Raw genomic sequence first — 25,601 nt, 5'->3', positions numbered from 1 at the left:
GGAGAATTTTATACTTTATGCAATTATGGCTTCGCCACGATTCCCGATAGGGGATGCGGCGGAGTCGACAGCGCGGCCCGCCTTTGTGCAACGTGTTGTGCCCAGGCAGGCCATTCCTCCCTTCGCCGCCGGAGTTCACATGAGCCGATTGATTTCCCGCCGCAGTTTTCTTTCCTCTGTCGTTGGGGCAGGCGCCCTTGCCGCGGGCGTGCGTCCGGGCCTGGTGCATGCCGATGACAAGGTCGTGACGGTGACCAGCCTGGGTGGGCGGTGGGAGCAATCCATCCGCACGCATTTCGCGCCGCTGTTCAAGAAGCGGACCGGCGCGGATGTCCGCATCGTGTCGGGCGGGCCGGCACAATGGACCTCCCAGATCCTGGCGCAGCCCGCGCATCCGCCCCTGGACGCCGTGGACAACAGCGAAGTCCTGGCCATGGACCTGATCGGCAAGGGGCGGGTCCTGAAGCTGACGGTGGACAAGGTGCCCCATCTGGCCGACATTCCAGCGGTGTTTCGCCAGACCTGGGACGACTACGGGGTGTCGTACCAGTACGGCTCGTCCGGCATCTGGTACGACAAGAACAAGATCAAGCAGATACCCAGGACCTGGCCGGAATTCCTGGAACGCGCGGGGAAGGGGGAGTTCGGCAAGCGCATCGCCTTTCCGGACATCTCATATCCGTGGACCCCGGAACTCGTCTGGCACCTGGCCACCTCGCTGGGCGGTTCGATGTCCAACCTCGATCCGGCCTTCGCGGCGCTGCGCAAGATGCGGCCCTATGTGGTCAAGTTCTGGGGGACGGCCATCGAGGCCGAGCGCCTGATCGTGTCCCGCGACGCCGAGATCGGCTGGATCTGGGACGGCCGCGTCTACGCGATGATGGACAGTGGCGACAAGGCGCTCGACTTCACGCGCCTGGGGCCGAACACCTTGTTCTCGCTCGTGCCGGCGCAAGTGGTCAAGGGCGGCAACACGGAGCTTGCCTTCGCCTGGGTCAATACGCTGCTGGATCCCGAGCCCCTGCTCAAGTACTACCAGACGATCCAGTACACGCCCACGAATCCCAAGGTCGTCATTCCCGAGGCGACGCGGGCCCGCATCATGCCCGTGTCGGAAGGGGTGGTGCCGGACATGAAGGAACTCATCAAGGCGACGCCGGAAATCATGGCGCGCTGGAATGCGGAGATGCGCGGCTGATGTCCACGCACGCGATATCCGCGCCCGCGCGGCCGGGACCCGAGCCGCGCCCCGTGTCCCCGCGGCTGCTGCTGGGCCTGCCCATGGCCCTGCTGATGCTGGCGGGCTTCGTCCTGCCCGGGCTGCTGACCCTGGCTGTCAGCGTGAACGAGGGCGGTATCGGCGAGTTCGCCGGTATCAGCGCGGCCAAGTATGTCGCCGTCCTGGGCTCCGCCTATTTCTGGCGTGTCCTGGGGTTCACGCTGGCGGTCAGCGCCGGCGTGGCCGCGATCAGCGCGGTGCTGGCCTATCCGCTGGCCATGTTCCTGGCACGCTCGCCCAGCCGCTGGACAGGCACCGCCTACCTGATCACCTTCACGCCGCTCGCGGTCGGCATGAACATGCTCACGATAGGCTGGTTGATCGTGCTGGGCCGCGCCGGCGTGGTCAACAGCACGCTGCTGAATTTCGGTCTGGTGTCCGAGCCGCTACCGCTGGCCTATGGCGCGACCGCCGTGGTGATCGGGCTCGTGCACGTCAGCTTCACCTTCATGGTGCTGCCGCTCGAAAGCGTCATCCGGGGGATACCCGCGCAGGTGGAGTCCGCCGCGCGCAGCCTGGGGGCGCCCAGGTGGAAGGTGTTTCTTACGATCACGCTGCCGCTGAGCTTCGAAGGCCTGGCCGCGGGCATGCTCATCGTCTTCATGCAGAGTTGCGGCGCCTTCGTCATCCCGCTGCTGCTGGGCGGATCCAGCACCGTCATGTTGCCGGTGGCGATATGGGAACAGATCGGCGTGGCGAACGACCAGGCCAGCGCGGCGGCGTTGTCGGTGATCCTGACGGTGATCGCCCTGGCCGTGCTTTTCGTGCAGTTGCGCTACTTCAACCGCTCCGGGGGCCAGGGAGATCCAGCATGAATACCCTCTCGGCACCCGGCCGCGCCGGCAGCCGACTGTTCAATGCCTACATCGTGGGAATCTGCCTTTTGCTGGTGTTCCCGCTTGCGGTCGTGGCGCTGATCTCGTTCGACACCTCGTCCCACATCGGTTTCCCGCCCAAGGGTCTGCACCTGGAGTGGTATCGATCGCTGCCGGACAACGCGAACTTCCTGCTGTCGTTCAAGAACAGCCTGATCGTGGCCCTGGCTTCCACCGCGATAGCGGTGCTGGTCGCGGTTCCCGCTGCCATCCTGGTCACGCGCTTCAGGTTTCGGGGCAGGGGCGTCCTGTACGCGATGCTGATGTCGTCGCTGACGGTGCCGTGGATCGTCTACGGCGTCGCGCTGTTGCTGCTATGGACACACCTGGGACTGCGGCTGGGCCTGGATACGCTGATCTTCGGCCATGCCGTCATCGGCGCGCCCTATGTGCTGCGCACCTCGGTCGCGGTGCTGGCGGACATGCCCATGTCCTATGAGCGGGGGGCGCGCAGCCTGGGGGCGGGTCCGCTGCGTACGTTCTTCACGATCACCCTGCCTTTGATGATGCCGGGCCTGAAGGCGGGGGCCGCCTTCGCGTTCATCGTGTCCTTCGTCAACATCCCGGTATCGCTGTTCGTCACCACCGCGGACAACATCACCGTCCCGGTCGCGGTCTTCAACTACATGCAATACAACTTCGATCCCGGCGTGGCCGCGTTCTCGATGGTCCAACTGATCATCATCGCGCTTTTCATTGGATTCGCCGTGCGCGCGGCGAAGTCCGGAGCCCTTGCATGACCCATTCCCAAGACCTCGTACTGGATTCCCTCGTGAAGAACTTCGGCAGCGCGAGAGCTGTCGACGGCATTGACCTGACGATACGGAAAGGCGAGTTTGTTTCGCTGCTCGGGCCGAGCGGCTGCGGGAAAAGCACGACGCTCATGATGATCGCGGGCTTCGAGCGCGCCGACGCCGGAGCAATCCATATCCGCGGCAAGCGCGTCGACCATCTGCCGCCCGAGCGGCGCGACATCGGTATCGTCTTCCAGGCTTATGCGCTGTTTCCCCACCTCAGCGTCCGGGAAAACGTCGAGTACGGATTGCGCATGCGCAAGGTGAAGGCCGAGGAGCGCAAGCGCGTCGCCGGGGAAATGCTGGAACTGGTGCACATGTCGGCATTCGCCGACCGCGACATCAAGCGCCTGAGCGGCGGGCAGCAGCAGCGCGTCGCGTTGGCGCGGGCGCTGGCTATCCGCCCGGACGTGCTGCTGCTGGACGAGCCTTTCAGCGCCCTGGACCGCAAGCTGCGCGAGGAGCTGCAACGCGAGATACGGATGCTTCAACGTTCGCTGGGCATCACGACCATATTCGTGACGCACGACCAGGAAGAGGCGTTGCTGATGTCGGACCGGATCGCCGTCATGTACGGAGGGAAGATCGAGCAGTGCGCCGCGCCCGAGACCTTGTACAACTGCCCGGCCACCGAGTTCGTCGCCGGATTCATCGGCCGCGGCAACCTGCTCAGGCCCGGTTCGCCGATCGCGGTGCGCGCCGGGGCCGACGCGCTGTTCGATGACGGCGGCAAACCGCTCTTTTTCCGGCCCGAGGCTGTTCGCAAACCCGGCGGGGCCGATGGGCTCGAATTTGCCGGCAAGGTCCGCTCGATCTATTTCCACGGCTCGGCTCGCCTGGCCGAGGTCGAGATCGCCGAGACCCGCGACAGCCTGCTCATCGACATGAGCGCCTTCCGGGACGAGACGATCCGCGAAAACGACAGGATCCGGTTCGGCGTGCCCGCCGAGAGCCTGGTGCGGGTATCGCCATGACGGGCCGAGCCCGCCAAGACCTAGCGAAACGTGCCGCCCGGTTCCAGCCGGGCCAGCAGTTCGGCGCGGTTGCCGGCGCCCAGGCGGTTGTAGAGCTGGCGTCGGTGATAGACCACCGTGTTGGCGCTGATGCCCAGGCGCCGGGCGATCTGCGATTCGGGCATGCCGCGCGCCAGCCAGTACGCCAGTTCGTGCTGACGTGGCGGCAGCCGCAGCGCGAGCAAGGCCGACCATAGCCGCAGGCCGCGCGGCACGCGCTGCGTGATGTGGATCCCGACGGCATCCTCGTCGCCGGAGGCCGCCGCCAGATGCGTGGCCCGCAGCGAGAACCAGCCGTGGGCGTTGGACAGTTCCTGCTGCGGTGGCGGGCAGGCGGTGCCCGTCCGCGGCGTCAGCCGCTGCACCAGCGATTGCAGCACAGGGGGCAACGCGGCGCCGCGGCGCCAGCGCCAGCCGAAGGCCAGCGGCATGAGGGCTTCGGCGTCGGGGGAAATCCACAAGGGCCGGCCCTCCGGGGTGGCGACCAGCAGTCCCTGGCGATGGACCTCGCTGTCGTCCGCATCCCGTTCGCCCTGCCGCAAGGCATGCGCCAGATGCGATTCGAGCCGCGCCAGCGTCGCGATTTCTTCCGGCTGGAACGGTTGCGCGCCAGGCGGCCGGAACAGGAACAGCATGCCCACGCCCTGGCCCTGCGGCGCGCGCAGCGCCAGGCACAGCCAGTCGGCCACCCGCGCGGGGCGCATCACCACGTTGTAGTAATCGCTGCGCCGCAGGTCGACATGGGACGCCCTGAGCATCTGGCCCATGGTACGCGGGCCGTGGCCGTGCAGCTCGATGTCGCGCGCCTGGCGCAGGCTGTTGTGGAACATCTCGTTTTCGCTGCGCAGGATGCGCGGATCGAAATGCTCAGGCACCGAGGCCTGCACGTCGGCATCCTCCATGTGCGCTTCCAGTCCGTTGTGGTGGTCCGGATAGAAATAGCCGCCCGACTCGAACCCGATCAGCGGATGCAGGGTCTCCAGCAAGGGCTGGATCAGTTGCGGACCGCCCACGTCCAGGCATGCCAGCTGGTGCAGGCGAGCAAGAGCATGGCCGGTCGAGCGAGGCAGGGACATGTCGGTCGGAAGCGATGGGGAATCCCGATCGTACCCGAGCCGCCGCGTCCCGGCACCTGCGTGCGCCGGCCACGACACCCTATCCCGGCGGGGTGGGGTGGGCGAAGGCGGGTTTGGTTAGGCTGCTCGGGTTTTTTCCAAGGTATTCATCGTCATGTTGCCAAGCACCCGTTTTCTTTCCCTGGCGGCCGCCTCCGCCGTCATTGCCCTGAGCGCCTGCCTGGCCGCGGGCACCGCCCGCGCCGCCGATGGCGCGGACCCGGCCCGCTTTCGCCTGACTCCCGCCTTGCTCGATCGCATGGACGCGGTGGCGGCCGAATTGAAGGACCTGAAAGCGGCGGACGACGATGACGATGACGCCGAGTCGGTCGAGGACATCGCGCGCAAGCTCGAGGCCCGGCCGCGCGTGCGTTCCGCGCTGGCGCGCCAGCGGCTGACCGGAAAGGAATACGCCACCGCGATGCTGGCCGCGCTGCACGCCGGCATGTACCTGGCCACCGAACGGGCCGCCGACCCGCAAGGGCAGTCCTCTTTCACTCCCGAGCAGCGGGCGAATATCGAGGTGATGCGTGCCCGCCGGAAGCCCTAGCGGAAAGGCCGCAAGCCCGGGGCGGGCGATGCCTCGCACACAAGCGTGGCTTCGTGTAGAATAGCGGGCTCTTTCCAGCAAAGCCCTTTTGCATGCCGTGCAAAACCCATGGGCGGAAAAGGGAAGACGAATTGCGAACCTTGTTCGCCATGGCGCGTTAGCAAAGCGGTTATGCACCGGATTGCAAATCCGTTGAGGGCGGTTCGACTCCGCCACGCGCCTCCAGCTTTATCTGAAATCGCCGTTCCCGCAAGGGGCGGCGATTTTCTTTTGCGCGTCGCTGCCGCTTGTATCAACGGGGGCGATCGAGCGGACAGGCTCGGTTCCAGAAAGGTTTAAGGGGAACGCTTTAAGTTAAATGAAAACGTTTATCATTATGATTTGCGTAAATGATAACTCATTTTCCCTACTCGAGAACCCCGTTGCATACTTCCCTCCACCAAGATCGCCAAGCCGGTCACGCCAGCGCCGTCCGCCCCCGTCACTCCGTTCTCGTCCTCGCGCTATCCCTGGCCTTCGCGGCCCGGGCGGCCTCCGCCGATGACCCCGCCAGAGACCAGGACAAGCTACCGGAAACCGCCCAGCAGCTTCCCACCATCTCGGTCACCGCGACGGGCGAGTCGGCCACGCTGCATGACCTGGAAGCGCCGGTCAATGCCGGCGCGCTGGGCAATCTGACGCAGCTCGAGACGCCGTTCTCGACCACCGTGGTCACTCGCGGCGACCTGGACGATCGGCCCATCGTGAAGCTGGGGGACCTGTTCGCGACGGACGCCTCGGTATCGGACAACAGCGGCGCCCACGGCGCCTGGGCCAGCTACCTGACCGTGCGCGGGCTGCAGCTGGACTGGCAGAACGCCTTTCGCATCGACGGCAAGCCTTTCCTGAGCTACGCCACGACGCCGCCCTACGAACACTTCGAGCAAGTCGAACTGCTCAAGGGAGCGTCGGGGTTCATGTACGGCTTCGGCTCGCCGGGCGGCGTCGTCAACTACGTGACGAAGCGGCCGACCGCCCAGCCGGTGCGCAGCGTGAGCCTGGGATTCTCGTCCGGCAATGTCTGGCGCCAGCACGTGGACCTGGGCGGCAGGGCGGGCGAGGACGATCGTTTCGGCTACCGGCTGAACGCGACGCATGAACAGGGCGATCTCTACAACGACGGTTCCCTGAAGCGCAATGCCGTGTCGCTGGCGCTGGACCTGAAGCTGACCGACCGCCTGACCTGGGATTTCCAATCGCTTTACCAGAACAAGAAGGTCGTCGGACAGGAGCCGACGATCAATACGTCCAAGCTGGTCGGGACGGTGCTGCCGCGGCCCGTGCGCGACAACGACCGCACGCTGGTCGGGGACGGCACGTTCGTGAACAACGAGTTCCAGTTCCATTCGACCGGGCTGACGTACCGGCTTGCGCCGGACTGGAAGCTCAGCACGACCTACAGCCACAGTTCGACCCGGACCCGCCGCAGCGAATCGGTGCTGTTCCTGACGGACAGCGGCGGCAACTATCAGGACGTTCGGTCGGACTATGCGGAGCGTTATGCCTACGACCAGTGGCAGGCCATGGTGCAAGGCAGTTTCTCGACGGGCGCGCTGGAGCACCAGGTCGTGCTGGGTACGTCGTGGCAGCAGCAGAAGAACGACTACAGCCTGAACAGCGTGTACCAGCAGATGGGGACGGGTTCGCTCGGGTCGCAGAACGTCATTTCCTACCATCCGCAGGGCGGGCTCGACCTGTACCGGGCCGGCGAGATCACGCAGAAGGCGCTGTTCGCCAGCGATACCGTCAAGCTGTCGGATCGCTGGTCGGTGCTGGCGGGCGTGCGCTACACCAAGTTCAGGCAGGAGGGCTATACGCCGGACGGCGCCATGTCCGCGCTATATGACAAGAGCAGCGTGACGCCCACGGTGGCGGTGATGTTCAAGCCCGATGCGCAGACCATGGCCTATGCCAGCTATGTCGAGTCGCTGGAACAGGGCGCGACGGTGGGCAATGCCTATGCGAACCGCGGCCAGACGCTGGGGCCGCTTACGAGCAAGCAGTACGAGGTCGGCGTCAAGACCGAGCGCAGAGGCTGGGCCGCCACCGCCGCCTTGTTCCGCATCGAGCGCGGCGCCGAATATGCGAACGCCGGCAACGTGCTGGTGCAGGACGGCTTGTCGGTCTATCAGGGCCTGGAGCTGGGCGCCTCGAAAAGGGCGGGGGCCTGGACCGTGGGCGGCAACCTGATGCTGCTGGATTCGGAGTACCGCAAGGGTTCGGACTACAACGGCAAGCGTGTCGCCGGCGCGCCGCGTTTCGTCGCGGCCGGGCAGGTGGTCTACAGCGTGCCGCAGGTGCAGGGGCTCAGGCTGCGGGCCGATTTCAAGTACACCGGCAGCACGATGCTGCGTCCGGCCAACGACGTGAGGGTCTCGGGCTACACCATCGTCAACGTCGGCGCCAGCTACGAGACCCGCCTGGGCGGCTACGACACGGTCTTCCGCGCGGCCATCACCAATCTGGCCGACAAGCGGTACTGGGAATTCCAGTACGCGGACTATGTGAAACCGGGCTATCCGCGCGCGCTGGCCTTGGGGATGACGCTGAAATTCTGAGTTGGCGGCTTATGCGTTTTTTGTCGAATGAACGCAGGGCTTAATAAGGAAATAGAATATATATAGGAAAAATGCGTCGTTCCTGGCGCAGGGCACTTGCCTCATACTGCGATGTTACATTGGCGGCCACCGTGTTCCCGCGCCACTTCCGGGCGGGAGCCAGCCGCCTCGTCTTTTTCTATGAACCAGAATTCCTCTCCTTCCGCATCGCCGCTGATCCGGCTCGAAGCGGTCAGCAAGACGTTCAAGCTGCCCGACGGGCGGGCGTTCGAAGCTGTGAAGTCCGTGTCGCTGGACATGGCCGAAGGGCGCATCTTCGGCCTGATTGGCAAGAGCGGCGCCGGCAAGTCGACGCTGCTGCGCATGATCAACCTGCTGGAGCGTCCGGACGCCGGCCAGGTGCTGGTGGACGGCCGCGACCTGACCCGGCTCTCCAAGCGCGAGCTGCGCGAGACCCGGCAGGGCATAGGCATGATCTTCCAGCAGTTCAACCTGCTGCAGAACGCCAGCGTCTACGAGAACGTGGCCTTCCCGCTGAAACTGCACGGCAACCGCAGCCGGGCCGAGATCGAGGCCCGCGTGCGGGAGTGCCTGGCCGTGGTGGGCCTGACCGACAAGCTGCACAACCATCCCGCGCAGTTGTCCGGCGGGCAGAAGCAGCGCGTGGCGATCGCGCGCGCCCTGGCGCCGCACCCCAAGGTGCTGCTGTGCGACGAACCGACCTCCGCGCTGGATACCGAGACCACGCGTTCGGTGCTGGACACGCTGCGCGAGATCAACCAGCGGCTGGGCGTGACCATCATCATCGTCACCCATGAACTGCACGTGGTGCATGCCTTGTGCGACCACGTCGCGGTGCTCGAGAACGGCCAGTTGGTCGAGCGCTTCGACGTGGGCGACCAGACCACGCCGCGCCTGAGCGCGCTGGGCCGCGAGCTGGCCCAGGAGCAGGTGCGCGAAGACATCCTGAAAGAACACGCCGCCCGCATCGCCCAGGCGGCGGAGCCGACTACCCGGGCCGCCTGACCATGTCCGACAATATCCTCGCCATTCTTCCCGAACTCTGGGTCGCCATCGGCCAGACCTTCATGATGCTGGGCATCGGCCTGGCCGCCGCGATCCTGATCGGCGGCCCGCTGGGCGTGCTGCTGTTCCTGCTGGGTCCCGGGCAGTCGCTGGAGAACCGACCCGCCTATCTGGTGCTGAGCTGGATCGTCAACACCGTGCGGTCCTTTCCTTTCATCATCCTGCTGGTCGCGCTGGTGCCCATCACGCGCGTGGTGGTGGGGACGTCCATCGGCCCGCTGGCCGCGTCGGTGCCGCTGTCCGTGGCCGCCATCCCGTACTTCGCACGCCTGGTGGAGCAGAGCATCCGCGAGGTGCCGCGCGGCGTGATCGAGGCCGCGCACGCCATGGGCGCCTCCGAGCTGCAGATCGTCTGGCGCGTATTGGTGCGGGAAGCCCGGTCCGGACTGATCCTGGCGCTGACCGTGCTGGCGGTCAGCTTCCTGTCCTATTCGGCCATTGCCGGGGTAGTGGGCGGGGGCGGCATCGGCGACCTGGCCATCCGCTATGGCTATTACCGCTTCCAGACCGACGTCATGCTGCTGACCGTCGCGCTGCTGATCGTGCTGGTGCAGATCATCCAGTTCGGCGGCAACGCGCTGGCCCACAGGCTGGACAAACGCTGACTCTTTCTTTCCGTCGAAGGCACGGCTGGCCGTGCCGGCATTCATTTCCGGGACTCATCATGACTCTACGCCGCACTTTCATCCTTGGCACGGCCGCCGCCGTCCTGGCCCTGGGCGCCGCCGCCCACGCCGCCGACCCCGCCAAGAAGGACCTCGTTTTCGGCGCGACCGCCGGCTACAACTACGACGTGCTCAAGCTCGGCATCGTGCCTCAACTCGAAAAGCAGGGCTACAAGGTCAAGCTGGTCGAGTTCAACGATTACGTGCAGCCCAACCTGGCCCTGGCGCAAGGCTCGCTGGACGCCAACCTGTTCCAGCACATCGCCTACCTGAACCGATTCAAGGCGGACCAGAAGCTGGACCTGGTCGACCTGGTGCAAAGCACGACCGCGCCCATGGGCATTTACTCGAAGTCGCGCAAGAGCCTGGCCGACGTGAAGGAGGGCGACCGCTTCACGCTGCCCAACGATCCGAGCAACCTGGCGCGCGCCCTGTTGCTGCTGCAGCAGAATCGGGTGATCACGGTGAAGGCCGACGTGGATCCGCTGCGGGTCACGGAAAAGGACCTGGCCAGCAATCCCAGGAAGGTCAGGCTGCAGCCCGTCGAGGCCGCGCAGCTGCCGCGTACCGTGGGCGACGTGGAGTTCGCCGTGGTGCCGGGCAACTTCGCCATCGCTTCGGGCCTGAAACTGACCAGCGCGGTGGCGCTGGAGACGCCGCCCGTGCAATTCCAGCAGGTCGTGGCGATCCGCCGCGCGGACCAGGGCAAGCCATGGGCCAAGGACCTGGCCGCCGCGTTCAAGTCGCCGTTCTTCAAGAGCGTGCTGGACAAGGACTTCCCGGGCTATGTCCGCCCGGCGGGCTTGTGATCGGCGCGGGCGTTTTCACGTTTTTGGAGTACGACCTTACGGATATGGTGATTCGCGGCGGGGGCGGATAGACTCACGTCGCGGATTTTCGCAATCATGAGAGGTTCTGCAACCATGGAATACCACGGCGTGGAGTATCGGCCCATGACGGTATTTCTCAAGCGTTTGCGCGATCTGGCCCTGCTGGCCGGTTTCTCGTGCGGTTTCATGTGGCTGGTCGCGAAGCTGGGCACCCTGTGTCCCACGGTGCTCGAGCATTTCGCCATCACGTCGATCTTCTGAGCCGGTGCCCCCGATGCGGGGCGACCGGCTGTCATGATCCGGTCATCGGGCGGACATAGTATTTACACGATCCTACGGCGCCGTGGCCGGGCTCGTGCGAGCCGGCGAACGGCGGCGTTTCCTGTTCATGTCCGCCCGTGTCCGATTCCGCTTCCCATTCCGATTCTTCTTCCTCCGGTGCCGCCATCGATATCGAGGGCGTGGTACAGCGCCTGTCCGGCACTACCATCCTGGACGGCATCGACATCCGGCTCGAACCGGGCAGGGTGCTGGCCCTGCTGGGACCGTCCGGCTGCGGCAAGACCACGCTGCTCAAGCTGCTGGCCGGCCTGAGCCGCCCGGTGGCGGGGCGCATCGGGATTGGCGGTGTCACCGTCGCGGACGACCGGACCTTCGTTCCCCCCGAGCGGCGCGGCCTGGGCATGGTGTTCCAGGACTACGCGCTGTGGCCGCACATGACCGTGGGGGCCAACGTGGCCTTCCCGCTGGAAGTGCGTGGCGTGCCCCGAAGCGATCGGGCGGAGAGGGTGGCGAGCGCGCTCGGCATGGTGGGGCTGGCGGGCTGCGAAGACCGTTCGCCCGGCAGCCTGTCGGGTGGCCAGCAGCAGCGCGTCGCGCTGGCGCGGGCCGTGGTGGCGCGGCCCCGGGTGCTGTTGTTCGACGAACCACTGTCCAATCTCGACCGGGATCTGCGCGAGACCCTGTGCGGCGAGATCGGACTGTTGCTGCGCGAGCTGGGCACCACGGCGGTGTACGTCACCCACGACCACGAGGAAGCCTTCTCGCTGGCTGACACGGTGGCGGTCATGCGGGCCGGCAAGGTGTGCCAGATCGCCGCGCCCGAACTGCTGGTGAGCGAACCCGCCAGCCCCGAGGTGGTGGAGTTCCTGAAACTGGGCGCCCTGCGCAGCGGCGTGCGCACCGAACGCGGCTGGCAACTGGCCGGCGGCCTCGAACTGGTCTGCCCCGTGCCCCTGGCCGGCGGTCCGGCGGGGCCGGGCCATCTCTTCATTCCCCATGCCGCGCTGAAGGCGGGCGAACGCCACGCCCTGCGAGGCCATGTGATCGCGCAGCGGTTCCGCGGCGGGCACTACACGACGACCGTGCGCGTGGGCAGCGACCACCATGCCTTCGAACTGGCGTGGCTGACCGATCAACGCATGCCTGTCCAGCACCCCGTGGGGCTGGACCTCGACTGGAGCCGCCTGCGCTGGTTTCCGCAGGCGGCGTGACGCTTTTCCCCGGCGATATGCCGTTTCTCGACTCAGGAATCTCGATGATGAAAATCAAGCCTCTGATCGGCGCGCTGGCGTTCGGCGCGATGCTGGCCGCTGGCCAGGCCCAGGCCCTGACGGTCTATACCGCCGGCCCGGCCGGACTGATCAAGCAACTGGCCGACGACTTCAAGAAGCAGACCGGCGTTTCGGTCGACGTGTTCCAGGCCGATACCGGCAAGGTGATGGCGCGGCTGGAGGCGGAAGCCTCGAACCCGAAGGCCGACGTGGTGATCTCGGCGTCGTGGGACAGCGCCCTGGACCTGCACAAGCGCGGCTGGCTGCTGGCCTATGCCAGCCCCAATGCCGCGAAGGTGCCGGCCGAGTACAAGGGCCCCAGCTACGTGGCCCAGGGCCTGTCGGCGCTGGCCATCGCCTGGAACACCAAGAGCGGCACGCCGCGTCCGACGGACTGGGCCGACCTGGCCAAGCCCGAGTTCAAGGGGCTGGTCAACATGCCCGATCCGGCCCAGTCGGGCACCGCCCTGGAACTGCTGTCGGGCCTGCAATCGGCGCGCGGCGCCGATGCGTGGCGCCTGTTCGCCGATCTGAAGCGCAACGACATGGCCATTGCCGGCGCCAATGCGCAGGCGATGAATCCCGTTTTGCAAGGCGCCAAGGCAGCCGTCTTCGGCGCGGTCGACTACGTCGCGCTGGGCAACCAGGCCAAGGGCGAGAGCATCGAGGTCATCTTCCCCGCCAGCGGCACGGTGATCGCCGGCCGGCCGATGATGATCCTGAAGTCCAGCCGCCAGCAGCAGGATGCCAAGCGCTTCATCGATTTCGTGCTGTCCGACGCCGGCCAGGCGCGGGTGGCCGCGACCTACCTGATCCCGGCCCGCCAGGACGTGCAGGCCAAGCGCCCGGTGATCAAGGACATCAAATCGCTGCCGGTGGAGAACGAAGCCCAGCGTGCCGGCCGCCAGGCCCTGCTGGAGCGCTTCACGACACTGTTCGGCCGCAAGTGACCGGACGCGGTCGGGCGTGATTCCACATAGCTAGCAAGAGGAAGAGGCGGGCTCCATGCGCGCGAACACGTTGTTGGTGGGGGCCGCGGTGTCCGCCTTGGGTATCCTGGTGGCCATGCCGCTGGGATTCGTCCTGCTGCAGGCCGTTTTCCCCGAGCTTGCCCAGGGCTCGCTGGCGCGGCCGCTGGCCCACCTGGCGGGGGTCCTGGCCGATCCCAAGCTGGTCGAACTGACGATCAATACGCTGAAGCTGGGCGCCTGCGTGGTGCTGGCCGCCGCGGCCATCGGCATCCCGCTGGGAACGCTGCGCGGCCTGTTCGATCTGCCCGGCGCCAAGCTCTGGGACGTGCTGATGCTGGTGCCCTTCATGATCCCGCCCTATATCAGCGCGTTGGGATGGATCATGCTGCTGCAGCCGCGCGGATACCTGCAGCAGCTGCTGGGCATCCATGCCGGGCCGGCGCTGTTCTCGTTCGGCGGCGTGGTGTTCGTGATGACGCTGAACGTGGTGCCGGTGGTCTATTTCGCCGTCTCCCGCACCATGGCGGCGTCGGGCTCCCGCTTGGCGCTGGTGGGGCGGGTATGCGGCGGGGGCGCCTGGCGCTGCTTCTGGCGCATCACGCTGCCGCTGGCCCTGCCGGGCATCGCCGCGAGCCTGCTGCTGGTGTTCGCGATGGCGATCGAGGAGTACGGCACGCCGGCCGCACTGGCGGCCAACGCCGGCTTCTTCGTGCTGGTGACGGGCATCGAGCGGCGCTTCTCCGAGTGGCCGATCGACCTGCCCGGCGCCTCGGTGCTGTCGCTGATCCTGGTCGCGCTGGCCATGCTGGCCTTCGTCTGGCAGCGGCGCATGCTGACGGGCAAGGGCTACGAGACCACCACGGGCAAGCCCGCGCGGGGCGAGACCCTGCCGCTGGGCGCCTGGCGCTGGCCCGCCGCCGCGCTGTTCGCCGCGATCGTGGCGGTGGCCACGTTCGCGCCGCTGTTCGCCATCGCCGCGACGGCATTCAGCCGCACGCTGTCGGGCGGCCTGGCCATCGGCAACCTGTCGCTGACGCATTTCCAGGCCATCGCCGCCGGCGGCAGCGAAGCCTCGGGCGCGCTGGCCACGAGCCTGATGCTGGGTGCCGGCGCGGCCATCGTGACCGGGCTGACCGGCGTGCTGGTGGCCTATTGCGTGGTCAAGACCCGCACGCGCGGCCGGGCGGTGCTCGATGCCCTGGCCGTGCTGCCCAACACCATGCCCGGCGTGGTGGTCGGCGTGGGCCTGATACTGGCGTGGAATCAGGCCTTCTGGCCGGCCACGCCCTACAACACCTGGGGCATTCTGCTGCTGGCCTATTGCTGCCTGCTGCTGCCGTACCCGGTGCGCTATGCCCACGCCGCGCTGATGCAGATCGGCGACAACCTGGAGGCCGCCGCCCGGGTGCATGGCGCCGGCACGGTCACGGCGCTGGCGCGCATCCTGCTGCCGCTGCTGGCGCCCAGCCTGGTCGCCGCCATGCTGCTGGTGTTCGCGGTGGCCTCGCGCGAGCTGGTGGCTTCGCTGCTGCTCGCGCCCACGGGCGTGCAGACGGTATCGCTGTTCATCTGGCGCCAGTTCGAACAGGGCTCGGTGGGCCAGGGCATGGCGATGAGCCTGGTCACCGTGGCCTTGACCACGACGGTGATGCTGCTGGCCACCCTGTGGCTGGAGCGGCGGCAGGCGCGCGGTGTGTAACCAGACCCCTGTTTGTGTGTATTTATAAAAATCTCTTGTATACAAGAAAAGGATGGGGCAAGATGATTCCATGTCATCCCGCCCCCCATCCTCCGGCAACGAGAAAAAGCGCTCCGAGACGCTGCGCGAAACCATCGAAGAGCTGATCGCCGTCGGCGAACTGTCGCCGGGGGATCCGCTGGACGAGACCGTGCTGGCCAATCGTTTCGGCGTGTCGCGCACGCCCATACGCGAGGCCCTGATCCAGCTGGCTTCGGCCGGACTGGTGGAGATGCGGCCCAGGAAGGGCGCGCTGGTGGCGCAGATCGGCCCCCAGCGCCTGATCGAGATGTTCGACGTGATGGGCGAAATCGAGGCCATGTGCGCGCGGCTGGCCGCGCGGCGCATGACGGCCGACGACCATCGCCGCCTGCTCGAGGCCCATCGCGCCTGCCAGGCTTCGCGCAACGCGGGCGACGCCAACGCCTATTACTACCTGAACGAAGTTTTCCATCGCACCATCTACGGCCTGGGCTGCAACGGGTTCCTGAACGAGGAAGCCATCAAGCTGCATCGCCGGCTGGGCCCGTATCGCCGCCTGCAATTGCGCGTGCGCGATCGCATCGCCACGTCCTACGACGAGCACGAGGGCATCGTCGAGGCCTTGCTGGCCGGCGATGCCGGCCTGGCCGCCGAGCGCGCGCGCGACCATGTCGTGGTGCAGGGACAGCGTTTCGCCGACCTGATGGCCTCGCTGTCCAGGCAATCGGCTTGAGTCTTTCAGAAGGAACACGAGCGACATGTTGAACAGCGAACGTCAAGATGCCGCCGATGCGCGGCCCGCCGCGCCGGCCCCCGATCCGCAGCCGACCCAGTCGCTGCTGGCCCGCTGGAGCAAATGGCTGGGAGGGCGGCCCCAGGGGGCCGCCGAGCCCGGCCGCGAGGCCGTTGCCTTGTCCACGCGCGAGGCCAACCGCCAGCGCGCCATGCTGCTGCCGTGTTTCCAGGCGCGCCTGACCGACGTCGCGGCCAATCGCGCCGCGTTGACCTGGCAGGAGGCCTATCGTGCCGCCGACGCCCAGCGCCGCGGCGCCATGCTGGAACTCCTGGCCGAAGTGGGTGCCTCGTCGGCGGGGCCGTCCGAGACCGGCGGCAAGGAGACGCCTTCCGATCTGTCGCGCGCGCTCTCGCATGCCCGGGTCCGTTTCTTCAAGCGCTTGAACGCGTTGCCGGACGGCCTGCCTTTCCTGCTGGAACTGCGCACCGACATGCTGGCCTGGCGCGCGAAGATCCCCGCCCTGCAAGGGCTGGACGGCGACCTGGAGGGCTTGCTGTCGAACTGGTTCGACGTGGGCCTGCTGGAGATGCGGCGCATCACCTGGGACTCGCCCGCCTCGCTGCTCGAGAAGCTCATCATCTACGAGGCGGTGCACGAGATCGCCTCGTGGACCGATCTGCGCAACCGCCTGGATTCCGACCGCCGCTGCTACGCGTTCTTCCACCCGCGCATGCCGAACGAGCCGCTGATCTTCGTCGAGGTCGCGTTCTGTGCCGACATGGCCGGCAACGTGCAGAGCCTGCTGGACGAGGGCGCGCCCATGGAGAACCTGGACAAGGCGCGCTGGGCCATTTTCTATTCGATCTCCAACACCCAGCAGGGCTTGCGCGGCGTCAGCTTCGGCAACTTCCTGCTCAAGCGCGTGATCGAGGAACTGAACGGCGAACTGCCCAAGATCAAGCGTTTCGCCACGCTCTCGCCCATACCGGGCTTTTGCGACTGGGTCAGGAAACGCGGCGCCGAGGACCTTGCCGCCATCGTTCGCAAGGAAAAGGCCGGCCTGGAGGCGGCCACCGGCCCGCAGGTGCTGGCCGCCATTCAGCAGGCGGTGGACGACGAGGCCGCGCCGCCGGCCGTGCAGGCCGTGGCCATGCGGCTGGCGGCCCGCTACCTGGTGGAGCGCAAGGGATCGCTGCCGCTCGATTCGGTGGCGCGGTTCCACCTGGGCAACGGCGCCCGCATCGAACGGCTGAACTGGAAGGCGGACACGTCGCGCAAGGGCCGGGCCCAGTCGTGCGGCATGATGGTCAACTACGTGTACGAGCTGGATGCGCTCGACGACAACCTGGCGCGGCTGGGCGAGGGGAAGCCCGAGACGAGCAGGGGAGTGGCCCGGCTGCTCTGACGCGCGCGAAAAGAATCGATCAGAACTGGCAAGAGCCAGCGTGTAGTACCTTCATACCAAGAAAGGAGACGGGAGATGAAACGCAGCATTGCCTTGATCGCCTGCATCGTGGGCGCGGCCGCGGGTGGCCATGCGGTGGGAGCGGAGGCCTGGCCGTCCAAGGCCGTCACCATCATCGTGCCGTTCCCGGCCGGGGGCGGCACCGACGCCTTCGTCCGGCCGCTGGCGCAGCAGCTGGGTGCCCAACTGGGGCACAGCGTGGTGGTGGACAACCGTGGGGGCGCGGGCGGCACCGTGGGGGCGGCCATCGCGGCGCGCGCCCAGCCGGACGGCTACACGTTCTTCGTGGGCGGGGCGCACCACGCCATCGCGCCGTCGTTCTACAAGGGCCTGACCTACGACATCGAGAAGGATTTCGTCCCCGTCACGCTGATCGCGCAGCCGCCGCAGATCATCGTCGCGGCGCCCACCGAACCCTTCAACGACCTGAAGGGCTTGATCGACCAGGCTCGCCGCCAGCCGGGCAAGCTCAACTTCGGCTCGGCGGGCAACGGCACTTCCCACCACCTGGCCGGGGAACTGTTCAAGCTCCAGGCCGGCGTGGACATCGCGCACGTTCCGTACACCGGCGCCGGCCCCATGCTGCTCGCGTTGATGGGTAGCCAGGTGGACCTGGCTTTCGACGGGCTGGGGTCGTCGGCCCAGCACATCCGCGCCGGCAAGATCAAACCCCTGGCCGTGGCGGCGCCGAAGCGTTCGTCCGCCTTCCCCGACGTGCCCACCGCGGCCGAGGCCGGCCTGCCGGGCTATGAGGTCTCGACCTGGTATGCGATGTGGGCCCCCAAGGGCACGCCGCAGCCCATCGTCGAGCGCATGTACGCCGAGGTTCAGAAGGCGCTGGGCACGCCCGAGATCAAGAAGGTGTGGTTGAGCAACGGCTCCGAGATGCCGCGCTACACCAGCGCCGAGTTCGGCAAGTATCTGCACGAGGAAGTGCAGCGCTGGGCCAAGGTCTCCAAGGACGCGGGCATCAAGGCCGATTGATGGACGAGGCTCCGCTCATGGAACCGGCGCCGGGCCGGATCGACGCGTCGACCGAGGGCGGCGTGCTGACGCTGACCCTGGCGCACGCGGGCAAGCTCAATGCGCTGACCGCCGCGATGTGGCGCGAGCTGGCCGCGGCGATGCGGGACGCGGCGGACCGGCCGGGCCTGCGCGCCGTCGTCATCCGGGGCGCCGGCGGCCATTTCGCGGCCGGCGCCGATATCGGCGAGTTTCCGGTGGAGCGGGGCGGCCTCGCGGCGGTGCGCCACTACCACGAGCGGATCATCGCCCCGGCGCTGCGCGCGATCGACGATTGCCCATGGCCCACGGTGGCGCTGGTGCAGGGCGCCTGCGTGGGCGGCGGGCTGGAGATCGCCTGCTGCTGCGATCTGCGCATCGCCGGCCGCAGCACCCGCGTGGGCGCGCCCATCGCGCGGCTGGGGTTTCCGATGGCGCCGGCCGAGCTTGCGGGCCTGCTGGCCGTGGCCGGCCGCGCGGTGGCGCTGGAACTGCTGCTGGAAGGCCGCATCCTGGACGCCGCCGAGGCCCATGCCAAGGGCCTCCTGACCCGCGTGGTCGAGGATGTCGAGCTCGAGGCCGAGCTTGCGCGCACCCTGTCCCGCCTTGCCGCCGGCGCGCCGCTGGCGGCTACCCTGAACAAGCACATGGTACGGCGGCTGCAGCGGCCCGAGCCGCTGGCCGAGGCCGAGCTGGCGGCATTCTTTTCCTACAGCGATACCCGCGATCATCGCGAAGGCGTGGCGGCGTTCCTCGAAGGGCGCACCCCCGTGTTCGGCGGCGACGCTTCACCTTTCCCGACCGAAGAAGATAGATGAAAGACGAGAATCTCTATTCCTTGCTGGCCTCCGGTTTCCCCGCCGATCTCGACGCGGTCTGCATCGAGGCGCCCGGCGCCGGCGACTACACCTGGCGCGACGTCCAGACGCAGACGGCGCGCATGGCGAACCTGCTGCGTTCGCTGGACCTGCCCGAGGGCGCCCGCGTGGCCGTCCATGTCGAGAAGTCCCCCGAGGCCTTGCTGCTGTACCTGGCCACCTTGCGCGCGGGCTACGTCTACCTGCCGCTGAACACCGCCTACCAGGAAAGCGAGGTCGACTACTTCCTGGGCGATGCCGAACCGTCGGTGGTGGTCTGCGCCAGCAAGAACCGGGAATGGGTGGGCCGCTGCGCGCAACGCGCCGGAACGGGCCACGTCTACACGCTGGACGACGATCGCACCGGCACGCTGCTGGACGCCGCCGCCCAGGCCTCGCCCGAGCATGAGGTGGCCGTGCGCGCCGCGGATGATCTCGCAGCCATCCTGTACACCTCCGGCACGACGGGCCGCAGCAAGGGCGCCATGCTGACCCATGGCAATCTGGCCTCCAACGCCCGCGTATTGCACGAATACTGGGGCTGGCGCGCCGACGACGTGCTGCTGCACATGTTGCCCATTTTCCACGTGCACGGATTGTTCGTGGCCGCGCACGGCGCGCTGCTGGCCGGCGCGAAAATGATCTGGCTGCCCAAGCTGGACGTGGCCGCCGCGCTGCGCCTGCTGCCGCGCTGCACCGTCATGATGGGCGTGCCGACCTACTACGTGCGGTTGCTGGCCGAGCCGGCGTTCGGGCGCGACACCTGCCGCAACATGCGGCTTTTCGTGTCCGGATCGGCGCCCCTGCTGATGGAGACCTTCAACGCCTTTCGCGAACGAACCGGCCACACCATCCTCGAGCGCTACGGCATGAGCGAGACGGTCATGCTGGTCTCCAATCCTTACGACCCCGCCCTGGGCGAACGCCTGGGCGGCACCGTGGGCCAGCCGCTGCCGGGCGTGTCGGCGCGGGTGGTGGACGATGCGGGGGCGGCGTGCCCACCGGGCGAGATCGGCAATATCCAGGTCAAGGGTCCCAACGTGTTCAAGGGCTATTGGCGCATGCCCGAGAAGACCCGGGAGGAATTCACGCCGGACGGCTGGTTCAAGACCGGTGATGTCGGCCGCTGGGGGGGCGAATCCGGCGGCGCCAGGGTGCCCGACGGCTACCTGTCCATCGTGGGCCGCAGCAAGGACCTCATCATCTCGGGCGGCTTCAACGTCTATCCGAAGGAAATCGAGAGCTTCCTGGATGACATGCCGGGCGTCGAGGAAAGCGCCGTCATCGGCGTGCCGCACCCCGACTTCGGCGAGGCGGTGATGGCCGTGGTCGTGCCCAAGCCGGGCGCCAACCTGGACGAGGCCGCCATGATCGCCGAACTCAAGGCCAGGATCGCCAACTTCAAGGTGCCCAAGCGCATCCACGTGGTGTCCGAACTGCCCCGCAACACCATGGGCAAGGTCCAGAAGAACGTGCTGCGCCAGACCTACGCCTGACCAGGCCTGGAATGGGGAAGGGCGCCGGGGGCGCATCGGCTACAATACCGCCCGTGCGCCCGTGACGAAACTGGTAGACGTAGCGGACTTCCGTAAGAGTGGAGTGCCCTGGACGAAAGTCCGGGAGTAGAACCCGTCAAATTCGGCGAACCCCTGGCACGGGAACGCCGAGCCAAGCAGGCGGCCGATGTTGGCCGCTGGGCGTGTGTAGAGACTCGACGGCGGGGACCTAAGGCTGGCGCGGCAATCTTGCCGCGCGACGCGATGGTCAAGGCAGAGTCCAGACCCCAAACGGCATTGCCTTCGTGCAATCCGGCTGCGCGAGCAGTAGCGGGTAAGAAAATCCGCCGCCGCAAGGCGTGCCGGTTCGATTCCGGCCGGGCGCACCAATTCCTCATCACATGTTGTCCAGTTCTTCAAAAGCTGCCCTCATGCGCTCGGCCCTTGAGCGCCCTCTTTTGTTGAACCTGTTCCCCTTTTCCTTTATCTCCTGCCTCAAAAAAATGACAAGAAATGAGGCGAGAAAAAGCGACCCACTTGTTCTATGTTTTTCGAATTTCTGCTTCAACGTTGAGCTGAGTATTGGTATCTTTCTCTCAAGAGGAGCCGCTGCAGCAGTGCGTAGCGGGCAATCGTGTGGTAAGGGTTGCATACGGGGGCAGAGATGCAAGATGCTTTTGACGTCAAGGACTACGGAGCTCAATGCGACGGTAGTACGGATGATACGGGCGCAATTAATAGCGCAGTTGCGGCTGCCTTTGCCGCAAACAAGCGACTCTACGCATGTGGGCGTATCAGGGTCGACGGGAATCTGAATTTGCGGCGTGTCTCCCTTGATTTTGAAGCTGCAGAAATAGAAGTAGGGGGAAGCGCAATAGTAATGATAGGTGGCCATGCCGGGACAAGTGAAAATAAAAGCCAGTCCCTGGGGCGCGTCTTTCGAGCAGCAGATGGCAATGCCTTGATACCAACATTGCGAATGATGGGGGCAAAGAATCAGCAGATTTCGATCCGGTATTGCAACTACCTGCAGCTATGGGCTGATGCAACGAATCCGTCTGATTCATCGATTGCCTATTGTGCTTTTCATTTAGGGCATATTGAAAAAATTGAACTGAACACTGCGCCAGTTATTTCACAAAGCGCCATCCAGTGGATAAATGAAAATCACTTTTCTCTTCAAAGATGTTCGTACCTGATTTTTGACGGTAGTTATCCCCACAATCATAATAAGATTGCAGGTGGATCTTTCGAGGGCACATTCTCGATTCTTTTCAATGTAGGTACGGATAACTATCTGCTAGGTACTCGTTTTGAGGGTGGAAAGGGTCTCGTTAGTCTTGCCGCAGAGACGCAAAGAAATATTATTGTCAATACGTGGGATTCTTCTACTGCAAATTTCGATAAGGTAGGGGTGAATGTTGTCGACAATGGGTTCGATAACGTTGTAATGGATGATTTTGCCAATTTTCGCCATGCGGAAGTCATTGCATGCACCAATACTAACGATATCGTCCTGGATACGATGCTCTATCCGAGCGCCGGGCGTCGATGCGATCTGTTAAGGATAGCCCATGCACAGTCTGCTCGTGTGCTTGTAGAGTCAGAGTTGATCGATATCGTTGAAGGTGACATCTTTCGACTGAGTTCTTTTGGGCCGACAGGTGCTCTAAATGATGAGACGGCGCGCTATAGGCCACGAATTGAGTTTTATGATTCCAATCAACGTCTGATTACACCATCGTTGAACTTTATCTCAACGACAGGAGGAGTTTTTTCCGTCGTCGTCAATGATGGGCTCCAAGCAGGCACAAATGTCTCGAGCGCCGTAGCTATCGTTGCAAGAGCCGCTGTTGATGCTGGCGCCGTTTTTGTGAGGGTGTATTGGTACAGCAATTCTCCTTCGACCGACTCAATCAGCAATGCAACGGATTTGCGAATTATAAGGTATACAAAAAATTCGAACCCATACCGAGGAGTAGCTGGACGCAGGCCACTCGGAAAAAAGCAACTAGTTCTGACGGCGCCCCCCAGCCAAGGTTTTGCCCCGTTGGGATTGGTTGCGGTTAAGAATGATGGTACTGAAAGCTACACGTGCGTTTTGTCAGTCCGAACAAGACTGACTGTAGCTGCCGCACTGAATACGACTTCTCTGGTTGTCGAAACTGTGTCTGGTGTACAGCCAGGAGATATAGTTGGCGTGAACCTAAACAGTCGTTCAACGCTATGGGGTGTGGTCATCTCAGTGGTGGGAACAACAGTTGAAATCTCCACGGCCTTGAGTGGAGCGGCCTCTCTCGGGGCGGGGGTGGTGTTCAACCGATGGATAATTCGCTCATTAGCAGCCGCGCAACCCGATAGCGTCGCCACCGACGTTGCCGGGCTCCGGGAAGATCTCAACGCTATCCTGGTGAAGCTTCGGGCCGCGGGGCTGATGGTTGGGTAAGGGCAATAGACTATTCCGCCTAGTCCAGGGAGCTAACTTCTTGGGTACGCCGCTTGCTACGCCCCATCGTCCTCATCCACGGGAGACGGCGATGAATCAAGCCAGCATGCGGAGAAACGGCAGGGGGCAATTGTTCGATCGCTTCGCGACGTCGGTCACCCGGACCACGGGCTCGCCGCCGGCGTTCAGCATGGCGTGCGCGGCCATCGTGCTCTGGGGCGCGCTCGGGCCGATATTCCATTTTTCCGAAACCTGGCAACTGGTGGTCAATACCGGGACCACCATCGTGACCTTCCTGATGGTGTTCGTGATCCAGCGCACCCAGAACAAGGACAGCGAGGCGCTGCACCTGAAGCTGGACGAGTTGCTGGGGGCGCTGGAGGGCGCCAACAGCAAGCTGGTCGCGATCGAAACGATGGACGAGGATCACCTGCGCCGGTTGAGCGCGCGCTACCACGCGATGGCGGAGAGGGTGGCCCGGGGCCGGGCGGGGACGTCTTCCGGGCCGGAGAATGCAAATCACCGTTAAGACGCGTGCCGCGGGCTACCCAATGGATGTATAGTCCCGGTTAATTTTTGTAACCTGTATCGTTTGGTCCATGCGCTGGCTAACGTTATGGGCCACCTTGGTGGTCGCGTGTTTCGGCCTGGTATGCGCGGCCGCGCTATACGACACCCGCCAGGATGCCAGGCGAGCGGCCAGGGAAGCCACGGTGAACCTGGGCCGGGTGGTCGCCGACGGCATCGGCCGCGACATCGAGCTGGTCGACCTCTCTCTGCAATCCATGCTCAATGGCCTGCGGCTTGCCGAAGCCGAAGGCCTGGATCCTTATCGCCGTCACCAACTGCTGTTCGGCAGCCTGCCGCAGATGCGCGGCGTGGGAACGATGGTGGTGCTGGACACCGAGGGCCGGATGCTGACCGACTCCAAGTCGGTGCAGCCGCGCGGCGTCGAGTTTTCGCAGCGCGACTATTTCCGCGTGCACAAGGAAGCTTCCGACGTCGGACTGTTCGTGAGCCGGCCTTTTTTCTCGCGGCTGACCAATATGTGGTCCATCGCCATCAGCCGCCGCGTGAGCCGGCCCGACGGCAGCTTCGGCGGCGTGGTGGTCAGCACGCTGCGCATCTCCCACCTGGAAAACCAGTTCCGCCAACTGGACCTGCGCCAGAATGGCTCCATCATGCTGCTGCGCGCCGACGGCTCGGTCATGGCGCGTTTCCCGGCGGTACAGGGCCTGCTGGGCAAGCAATTGGCCGATCTCGAGCTGTTCAAGCGCTATCCGGCATCGGACACCGGTTCGTACGAGGCCGTGTCGGCCACGGATGGGGTGACCCGGCTTTATTCCTTCACGGCGGTCGAGCCCCCGCTGCCGCTGATCGTGCTGGTGGGCATGGCCGACAGCGACATCTATGCGGCCTGGCGCAACAAGGCCGGGATCATCGCCATGCTTACGCTGCTGCTGTGCATGGGCACCATGGTGCTGGTGTGGATGCTGCGCCGGGAGTTCGCGCTGCGTCTGGCGGCCGAGCGCAGCGCGCTGCGCAGCGAGGCCCGGTACCGGGTGCTGGCCGAGAATTCGGCCGACATCATCGCGCTGTGCCGGGCGGACGGCATCGTCACCTATATCTCGCCGGCCATCAAGGACGTGCTGGGGTGGGTGCCGGGGGACATCGAAGGGCGCAACATCGACGACTTCGTGCGGGCGGACTACGTGCCGCTGTTCTCCGGGGACGAGCAGTCCTGGCCGCGCATGCTGACCTTTCCGGCGCGCCACCGGGATTCGTCGTGGAGCTGGCTGGAGGCCAGCGTCAAGCGCCTGCCGCCCGAGATGGGCGACGAGCGCTGCATCCTGAACATCCGCGACGTCTCGCGCCGCAAGAAGGCCGAGGAAGCCCTGGAGGCCGAGAACGCCCAGCTGCTGGCCATGGCGGCCACCGACGGCCTGACCAACCTGTCGAACCGCCGCCGCTTCGACGAGGCGCTGGAGCGGGAATGGCGGCGCGCCGCGCGCGAGGAAAGCTCGCTGGCGCTGCTGCTGATCGATGCCGACCATTTCAAGGCGCTGAACGACCACTACGGCCACCAGCATGGCGACCAGTACCTGCGCACCATCGCCCAGGTGATCCAGGGCAATATCCGGCGCCCGGCCGACATGGCGGCGCGCTACGGCGGCGAGGAATTCGCGGTGCTGCTGCCCAAGACGGACATCGATGGCGCCTATCTGATCGCCGAGAACATTCGCAAGGCCACGCTGGATGCGCGGATTCCCCACCTGAAGAGCGAGCAGGGCGTGATGACGGTCAGCATCGGCGTCGATGCGATGGTGCCGGGCCATGCCACCGCGGCGGCGCTGCTGGTGCGCCAGGCCGATGCCGCGCTGTACGCCGCCAAGCGGCAGGGGCGCAATCGCACCTGCGTCTACGAACCGCAGCAGGGGTCGATGTCGCGTTCGGTATGAAGGCCGGGGCGCGGCGCGGCTGCAAGCCCCGGGCTTGGGGTACGATAGGGCTCTCTACAGGTACAGACCGCGCCAGGCGTTCCCCGGGGGCG

At 65.7% G+C, this 25,601-nt stretch carries 22 protein-coding genes and 1 tRNA gene; 22 read left to right on the top strand and 1 reads right to left on the bottom strand.

From position 1 onward, the window contains the following. Window positions 1–139 precede the first annotated feature (139 nt). Genes EGT29_RS15235 through EGT29_RS15220 form a run of 4 tightly spaced genes read left to right on the top strand, consistent with a single transcriptional unit; the run spans window position 140 to window position 3,922 of the window. The gene (locus EGT29_RS15235) at window positions 140–1,198 is read left to right on the top strand and encodes an extracellular solute-binding protein (RefSeq protein WP_161567825.1); all 1,059 of its coding nucleotides are present in this window, start codon (window positions 140–142) and stop codon (window positions 1,196–1,198) included. Beyond that, the gene (locus EGT29_RS15230; RefSeq protein ID WP_124689784.1) at window positions 1,198–2,094 is read left to right on the top strand and encodes an ABC transporter permease; all 897 of its coding nucleotides are present in this window, start codon (window positions 1,198–1,200) and stop codon (window positions 2,092–2,094) included. Before EGT29_RS15235 ends, EGT29_RS15230 begins: the two co-directional genes overlap by 1 nt. Then, window positions 2,091–2,894, top strand: coding sequence for an ABC transporter permease (locus tag EGT29_RS15225; protein ID WP_161567824.1), 804 nt, complete (start codon window positions 2,091–2,093; stop codon window positions 2,892–2,894). Before EGT29_RS15230 ends, EGT29_RS15225 begins: the two co-directional genes overlap by 4 nt. Further along, window positions 2,891–3,922, top strand: coding sequence for an ABC transporter ATP-binding protein (locus EGT29_RS15220; protein WP_124689782.1), 1,032 nt, complete (start codon window positions 2,891–2,893; stop codon window positions 3,920–3,922). Before EGT29_RS15225 ends, EGT29_RS15220 begins: the two co-directional genes overlap by 4 nt. A gap of 20 nt (window positions 3,923–3,942) precedes the next feature. Here EGT29_RS15220 and EGT29_RS15215 read toward each other — a convergent pair whose 3' ends face one another. Continuing rightward, on the bottom strand, window positions 3,943–5,037 hold the full coding sequence (locus EGT29_RS15215; RefSeq protein ID WP_124689781.1) for a helix-turn-helix transcriptional regulator: 1,095 nt from the start codon (window positions 5,035–5,037) through the stop codon (window positions 3,943–3,945). 154 nt (window positions 5,038–5,191) lie between these two features. Here EGT29_RS15215 and EGT29_RS15210 point away from each other — a divergent pair, with 154 nt between their 5' ends. The 18 genes from EGT29_RS15210 to EGT29_RS15125 all read left to right on the top strand — a co-directional run bounded on the left by EGT29_RS15210 (window position 5,192) and on the right by EGT29_RS15125 (window position 25,509). Further along, window positions 5,192–5,626: a hypothetical protein gene (locus tag EGT29_RS15210; RefSeq protein ID WP_124689780.1), complete on the top strand. Its 435-nt coding sequence runs from the start codon at window positions 5,192–5,194 to the stop codon at window positions 5,624–5,626. Window positions 5,627–5,777: 151 nt separating this feature from the next. Then, a tRNA-Cys gene (locus EGT29_RS15205) sits at window positions 5,778–5,851 on the top strand. Between the two features lie 284 nt (window positions 5,852–6,135). After that, a complete protein-coding gene (locus EGT29_RS15200; protein WP_238160457.1) occupies window positions 6,136–8,223 on the top strand; it encodes a TonB-dependent siderophore receptor in 2,088 nt (695 codons plus the stop codon). A 180-nt stretch (window positions 8,224–8,403) separates the two neighbouring features. After that, entirely contained in the window at window positions 8,404–9,249 is an 846-nt protein-coding gene (locus EGT29_RS15195) for a methionine ABC transporter ATP-binding protein (RefSeq protein WP_124689778.1), read from the top strand. Between the two features lie 2 nt (window positions 9,250–9,251). Next, window positions 9,252–9,914, top strand: coding sequence for a methionine ABC transporter permease (locus EGT29_RS15190; RefSeq protein ID WP_124689777.1), 663 nt, complete (start codon window positions 9,252–9,254; stop codon window positions 9,912–9,914). Window positions 9,915–9,973: 59 nt separating this feature from the next. Continuing rightward, entirely contained in the window at window positions 9,974–10,783 is an 810-nt protein-coding gene (locus EGT29_RS15185) for a MetQ/NlpA family ABC transporter substrate-binding protein (RefSeq protein WP_124689776.1), read from the top strand. A 96-nt stretch (window positions 10,784–10,879) separates the two neighbouring features. Next, window positions 10,880–11,065, top strand: a complete 186-nt coding sequence (locus EGT29_RS15180) for a hypothetical protein (RefSeq protein WP_124689775.1) — start codon at window positions 10,880–10,882, stop codon at window positions 11,063–11,065. Window positions 11,066–11,202: 137 nt separating this feature from the next. After that, window positions 11,203–12,297 (top strand): ABC transporter ATP-binding protein, encoded by a 1,095-nt coding sequence (locus EGT29_RS15175; protein ID WP_124689774.1) that lies wholly within the window; start codon window positions 11,203–11,205, stop codon window positions 12,295–12,297. 47 nt (window positions 12,298–12,344) lie between these two features. Further along, on the top strand, window positions 12,345–13,307 hold the full coding sequence (locus tag EGT29_RS15170) for an ABC transporter substrate-binding protein (protein ID WP_238159998.1): 963 nt from the start codon (window positions 12,345–12,347) through the stop codon (window positions 13,305–13,307). 55 nt (window positions 13,308–13,362) lie between these two features. Further along, entirely contained in the window at window positions 13,363–15,027 is a 1,665-nt protein-coding gene (locus tag EGT29_RS15165) for an iron ABC transporter permease (RefSeq protein WP_124689772.1), read from the top strand. A gap of 70 nt (window positions 15,028–15,097) precedes the next feature. Next, window positions 15,098–15,781 (top strand): GntR family transcriptional regulator, encoded by a 684-nt coding sequence (locus EGT29_RS15160; RefSeq protein WP_124689771.1) that lies wholly within the window; start codon window positions 15,098–15,100, stop codon window positions 15,779–15,781. Between the two features lie 25 nt (window positions 15,782–15,806). Continuing rightward, window positions 15,807–17,189, top strand: a complete 1,383-nt coding sequence (locus tag EGT29_RS15155) for a malonyl-CoA decarboxylase domain-containing protein (protein ID WP_124689770.1) — start codon at window positions 15,807–15,809, stop codon at window positions 17,187–17,189. Window positions 17,190–17,264: 75 nt separating this feature from the next. Then, window positions 17,265–18,233: a tripartite tricarboxylate transporter substrate binding protein gene (locus tag EGT29_RS15150; RefSeq protein ID WP_124689769.1), complete on the top strand. Its 969-nt coding sequence runs from the start codon at window positions 17,265–17,267 to the stop codon at window positions 18,231–18,233. Window positions 18,234–18,250: 17 nt separating this feature from the next. Further along, on the top strand, window positions 18,251–19,069 hold the full coding sequence (locus tag EGT29_RS15145; protein WP_124689768.1) for an enoyl-CoA hydratase/isomerase family protein: 819 nt from the start codon (window positions 18,251–18,253) through the stop codon (window positions 19,067–19,069). Continuing rightward, complete coding sequence (locus EGT29_RS15140; protein ID WP_124689767.1) at window positions 19,066–20,604, top strand: malonyl-CoA synthase; 1,539 nt, start codon at window positions 19,066–19,068, stop codon at window positions 20,602–20,604. The genes EGT29_RS15145 and EGT29_RS15140 overlap by 4 nt, the downstream gene beginning before the upstream one ends. 664 nt (window positions 20,605–21,268) lie before the next feature. Further along, a complete protein-coding gene (locus EGT29_RS15135; RefSeq protein ID WP_124689766.1) occupies window positions 21,269–23,050 on the top strand; it encodes a hypothetical protein in 1,782 nt (593 codons plus the stop codon). Window positions 23,051–23,141: 91 nt separating this feature from the next. Continuing rightward, window positions 23,142–23,579: a low affinity iron permease family protein gene (locus tag EGT29_RS15130; RefSeq protein ID WP_124689765.1), complete on the top strand. Its 438-nt coding sequence runs from the start codon at window positions 23,142–23,144 to the stop codon at window positions 23,577–23,579. A 70-nt stretch (window positions 23,580–23,649) separates the two neighbouring features. Continuing rightward, window positions 23,650–25,509 carry a diguanylate cyclase gene (locus EGT29_RS15125; protein ID WP_124689764.1) on the top strand — a complete coding sequence of 620 codons (1,860 nt, stop codon included), beginning with the start codon at window positions 23,650–23,652 and terminating at the stop codon, window positions 25,507–25,509. Window positions 25,510–25,601 lie beyond the last annotated feature (92 nt).

The sequence above is a fragment of the Pigmentiphaga sp. H8 genome, from assembly GCF_003854895.1.
Lineage (GTDB): Bacteria > Pseudomonadota > Gammaproteobacteria > Burkholderiales > Burkholderiaceae_B > Pigmentiphaga.
This window is presented reverse-complemented; position numbering and strand designations above follow the sequence as displayed.

Coding starts and splice junctions, on each gene's coding strand:
- EGT29_RS15235 (WP_161567825.1), top strand. CDS start 140: ATGAGCCGATTGATTTCCCGCCGCAGTTTTCTTTCCTCTGTCGTTGGG.
- EGT29_RS15230 (WP_124689784.1), top strand. CDS start 1,198: ATGTCCACGCACGCGATATCCGCGCCCGCGCGGCCGGGACCCGAGCCG.
- EGT29_RS15225 (WP_161567824.1), top strand. CDS start 2,091: ATGAATACCCTCTCGGCACCCGGCCGCGCCGGCAGCCGACTGTTCAAT.
- EGT29_RS15220 (WP_124689782.1), top strand. CDS start 2,891: ATGACCCATTCCCAAGACCTCGTACTGGATTCCCTCGTGAAGAACTTC.
- EGT29_RS15215 (WP_124689781.1), bottom strand. CDS start 5,037: ATGTCCCTGCCTCGCTCGACCGGCCATGCTCTTGCTCGCCTGCACCAG.
- EGT29_RS15210 (WP_124689780.1), top strand. CDS start 5,192: ATGTTGCCAAGCACCCGTTTTCTTTCCCTGGCGGCCGCCTCCGCCGTC.
- EGT29_RS15195 (WP_124689778.1), top strand. CDS start 8,404: ATGAACCAGAATTCCTCTCCTTCCGCATCGCCGCTGATCCGGCTCGAA.
- EGT29_RS15190 (WP_124689777.1), top strand. CDS start 9,252: ATGTCCGACAATATCCTCGCCATTCTTCCCGAACTCTGGGTCGCCATC.
- EGT29_RS15185 (WP_124689776.1), top strand. CDS start 9,974: ATGACTCTACGCCGCACTTTCATCCTTGGCACGGCCGCCGCCGTCCTG.
- EGT29_RS15180 (WP_124689775.1), top strand. CDS start 10,880: ATGAGAGGTTCTGCAACCATGGAATACCACGGCGTGGAGTATCGGCCC.
- EGT29_RS15170 (WP_238159998.1), top strand. CDS start 12,345: ATGAAAATCAAGCCTCTGATCGGCGCGCTGGCGTTCGGCGCGATGCTG.
- EGT29_RS15165 (WP_124689772.1), top strand. CDS start 13,363: ATGCGCGCGAACACGTTGTTGGTGGGGGCCGCGGTGTCCGCCTTGGGT.
- EGT29_RS15160 (WP_124689771.1), top strand. CDS start 15,098: ATGTCATCCCGCCCCCCATCCTCCGGCAACGAGAAAAAGCGCTCCGAG.
- EGT29_RS15155 (WP_124689770.1), top strand. CDS start 15,807: ATGTTGAACAGCGAACGTCAAGATGCCGCCGATGCGCGGCCCGCCGCG.
- EGT29_RS15150 (WP_124689769.1), top strand. CDS start 17,265: ATGAAACGCAGCATTGCCTTGATCGCCTGCATCGTGGGCGCGGCCGCG.
- EGT29_RS15145 (WP_124689768.1), top strand. CDS start 18,251: ATGGAACCGGCGCCGGGCCGGATCGACGCGTCGACCGAGGGCGGCGTG.
- EGT29_RS15140 (WP_124689767.1), top strand. CDS start 19,066: ATGAAAGACGAGAATCTCTATTCCTTGCTGGCCTCCGGTTTCCCCGCC.
- EGT29_RS15135 (WP_124689766.1), top strand. CDS start 21,269: ATGCAAGATGCTTTTGACGTCAAGGACTACGGAGCTCAATGCGACGGT.
- EGT29_RS15130 (WP_124689765.1), top strand. CDS start 23,142: ATGAATCAAGCCAGCATGCGGAGAAACGGCAGGGGGCAATTGTTCGAT.
- EGT29_RS15125 (WP_124689764.1), top strand. CDS start 23,650: ATGCGCTGGCTAACGTTATGGGCCACCTTGGTGGTCGCGTGTTTCGGC.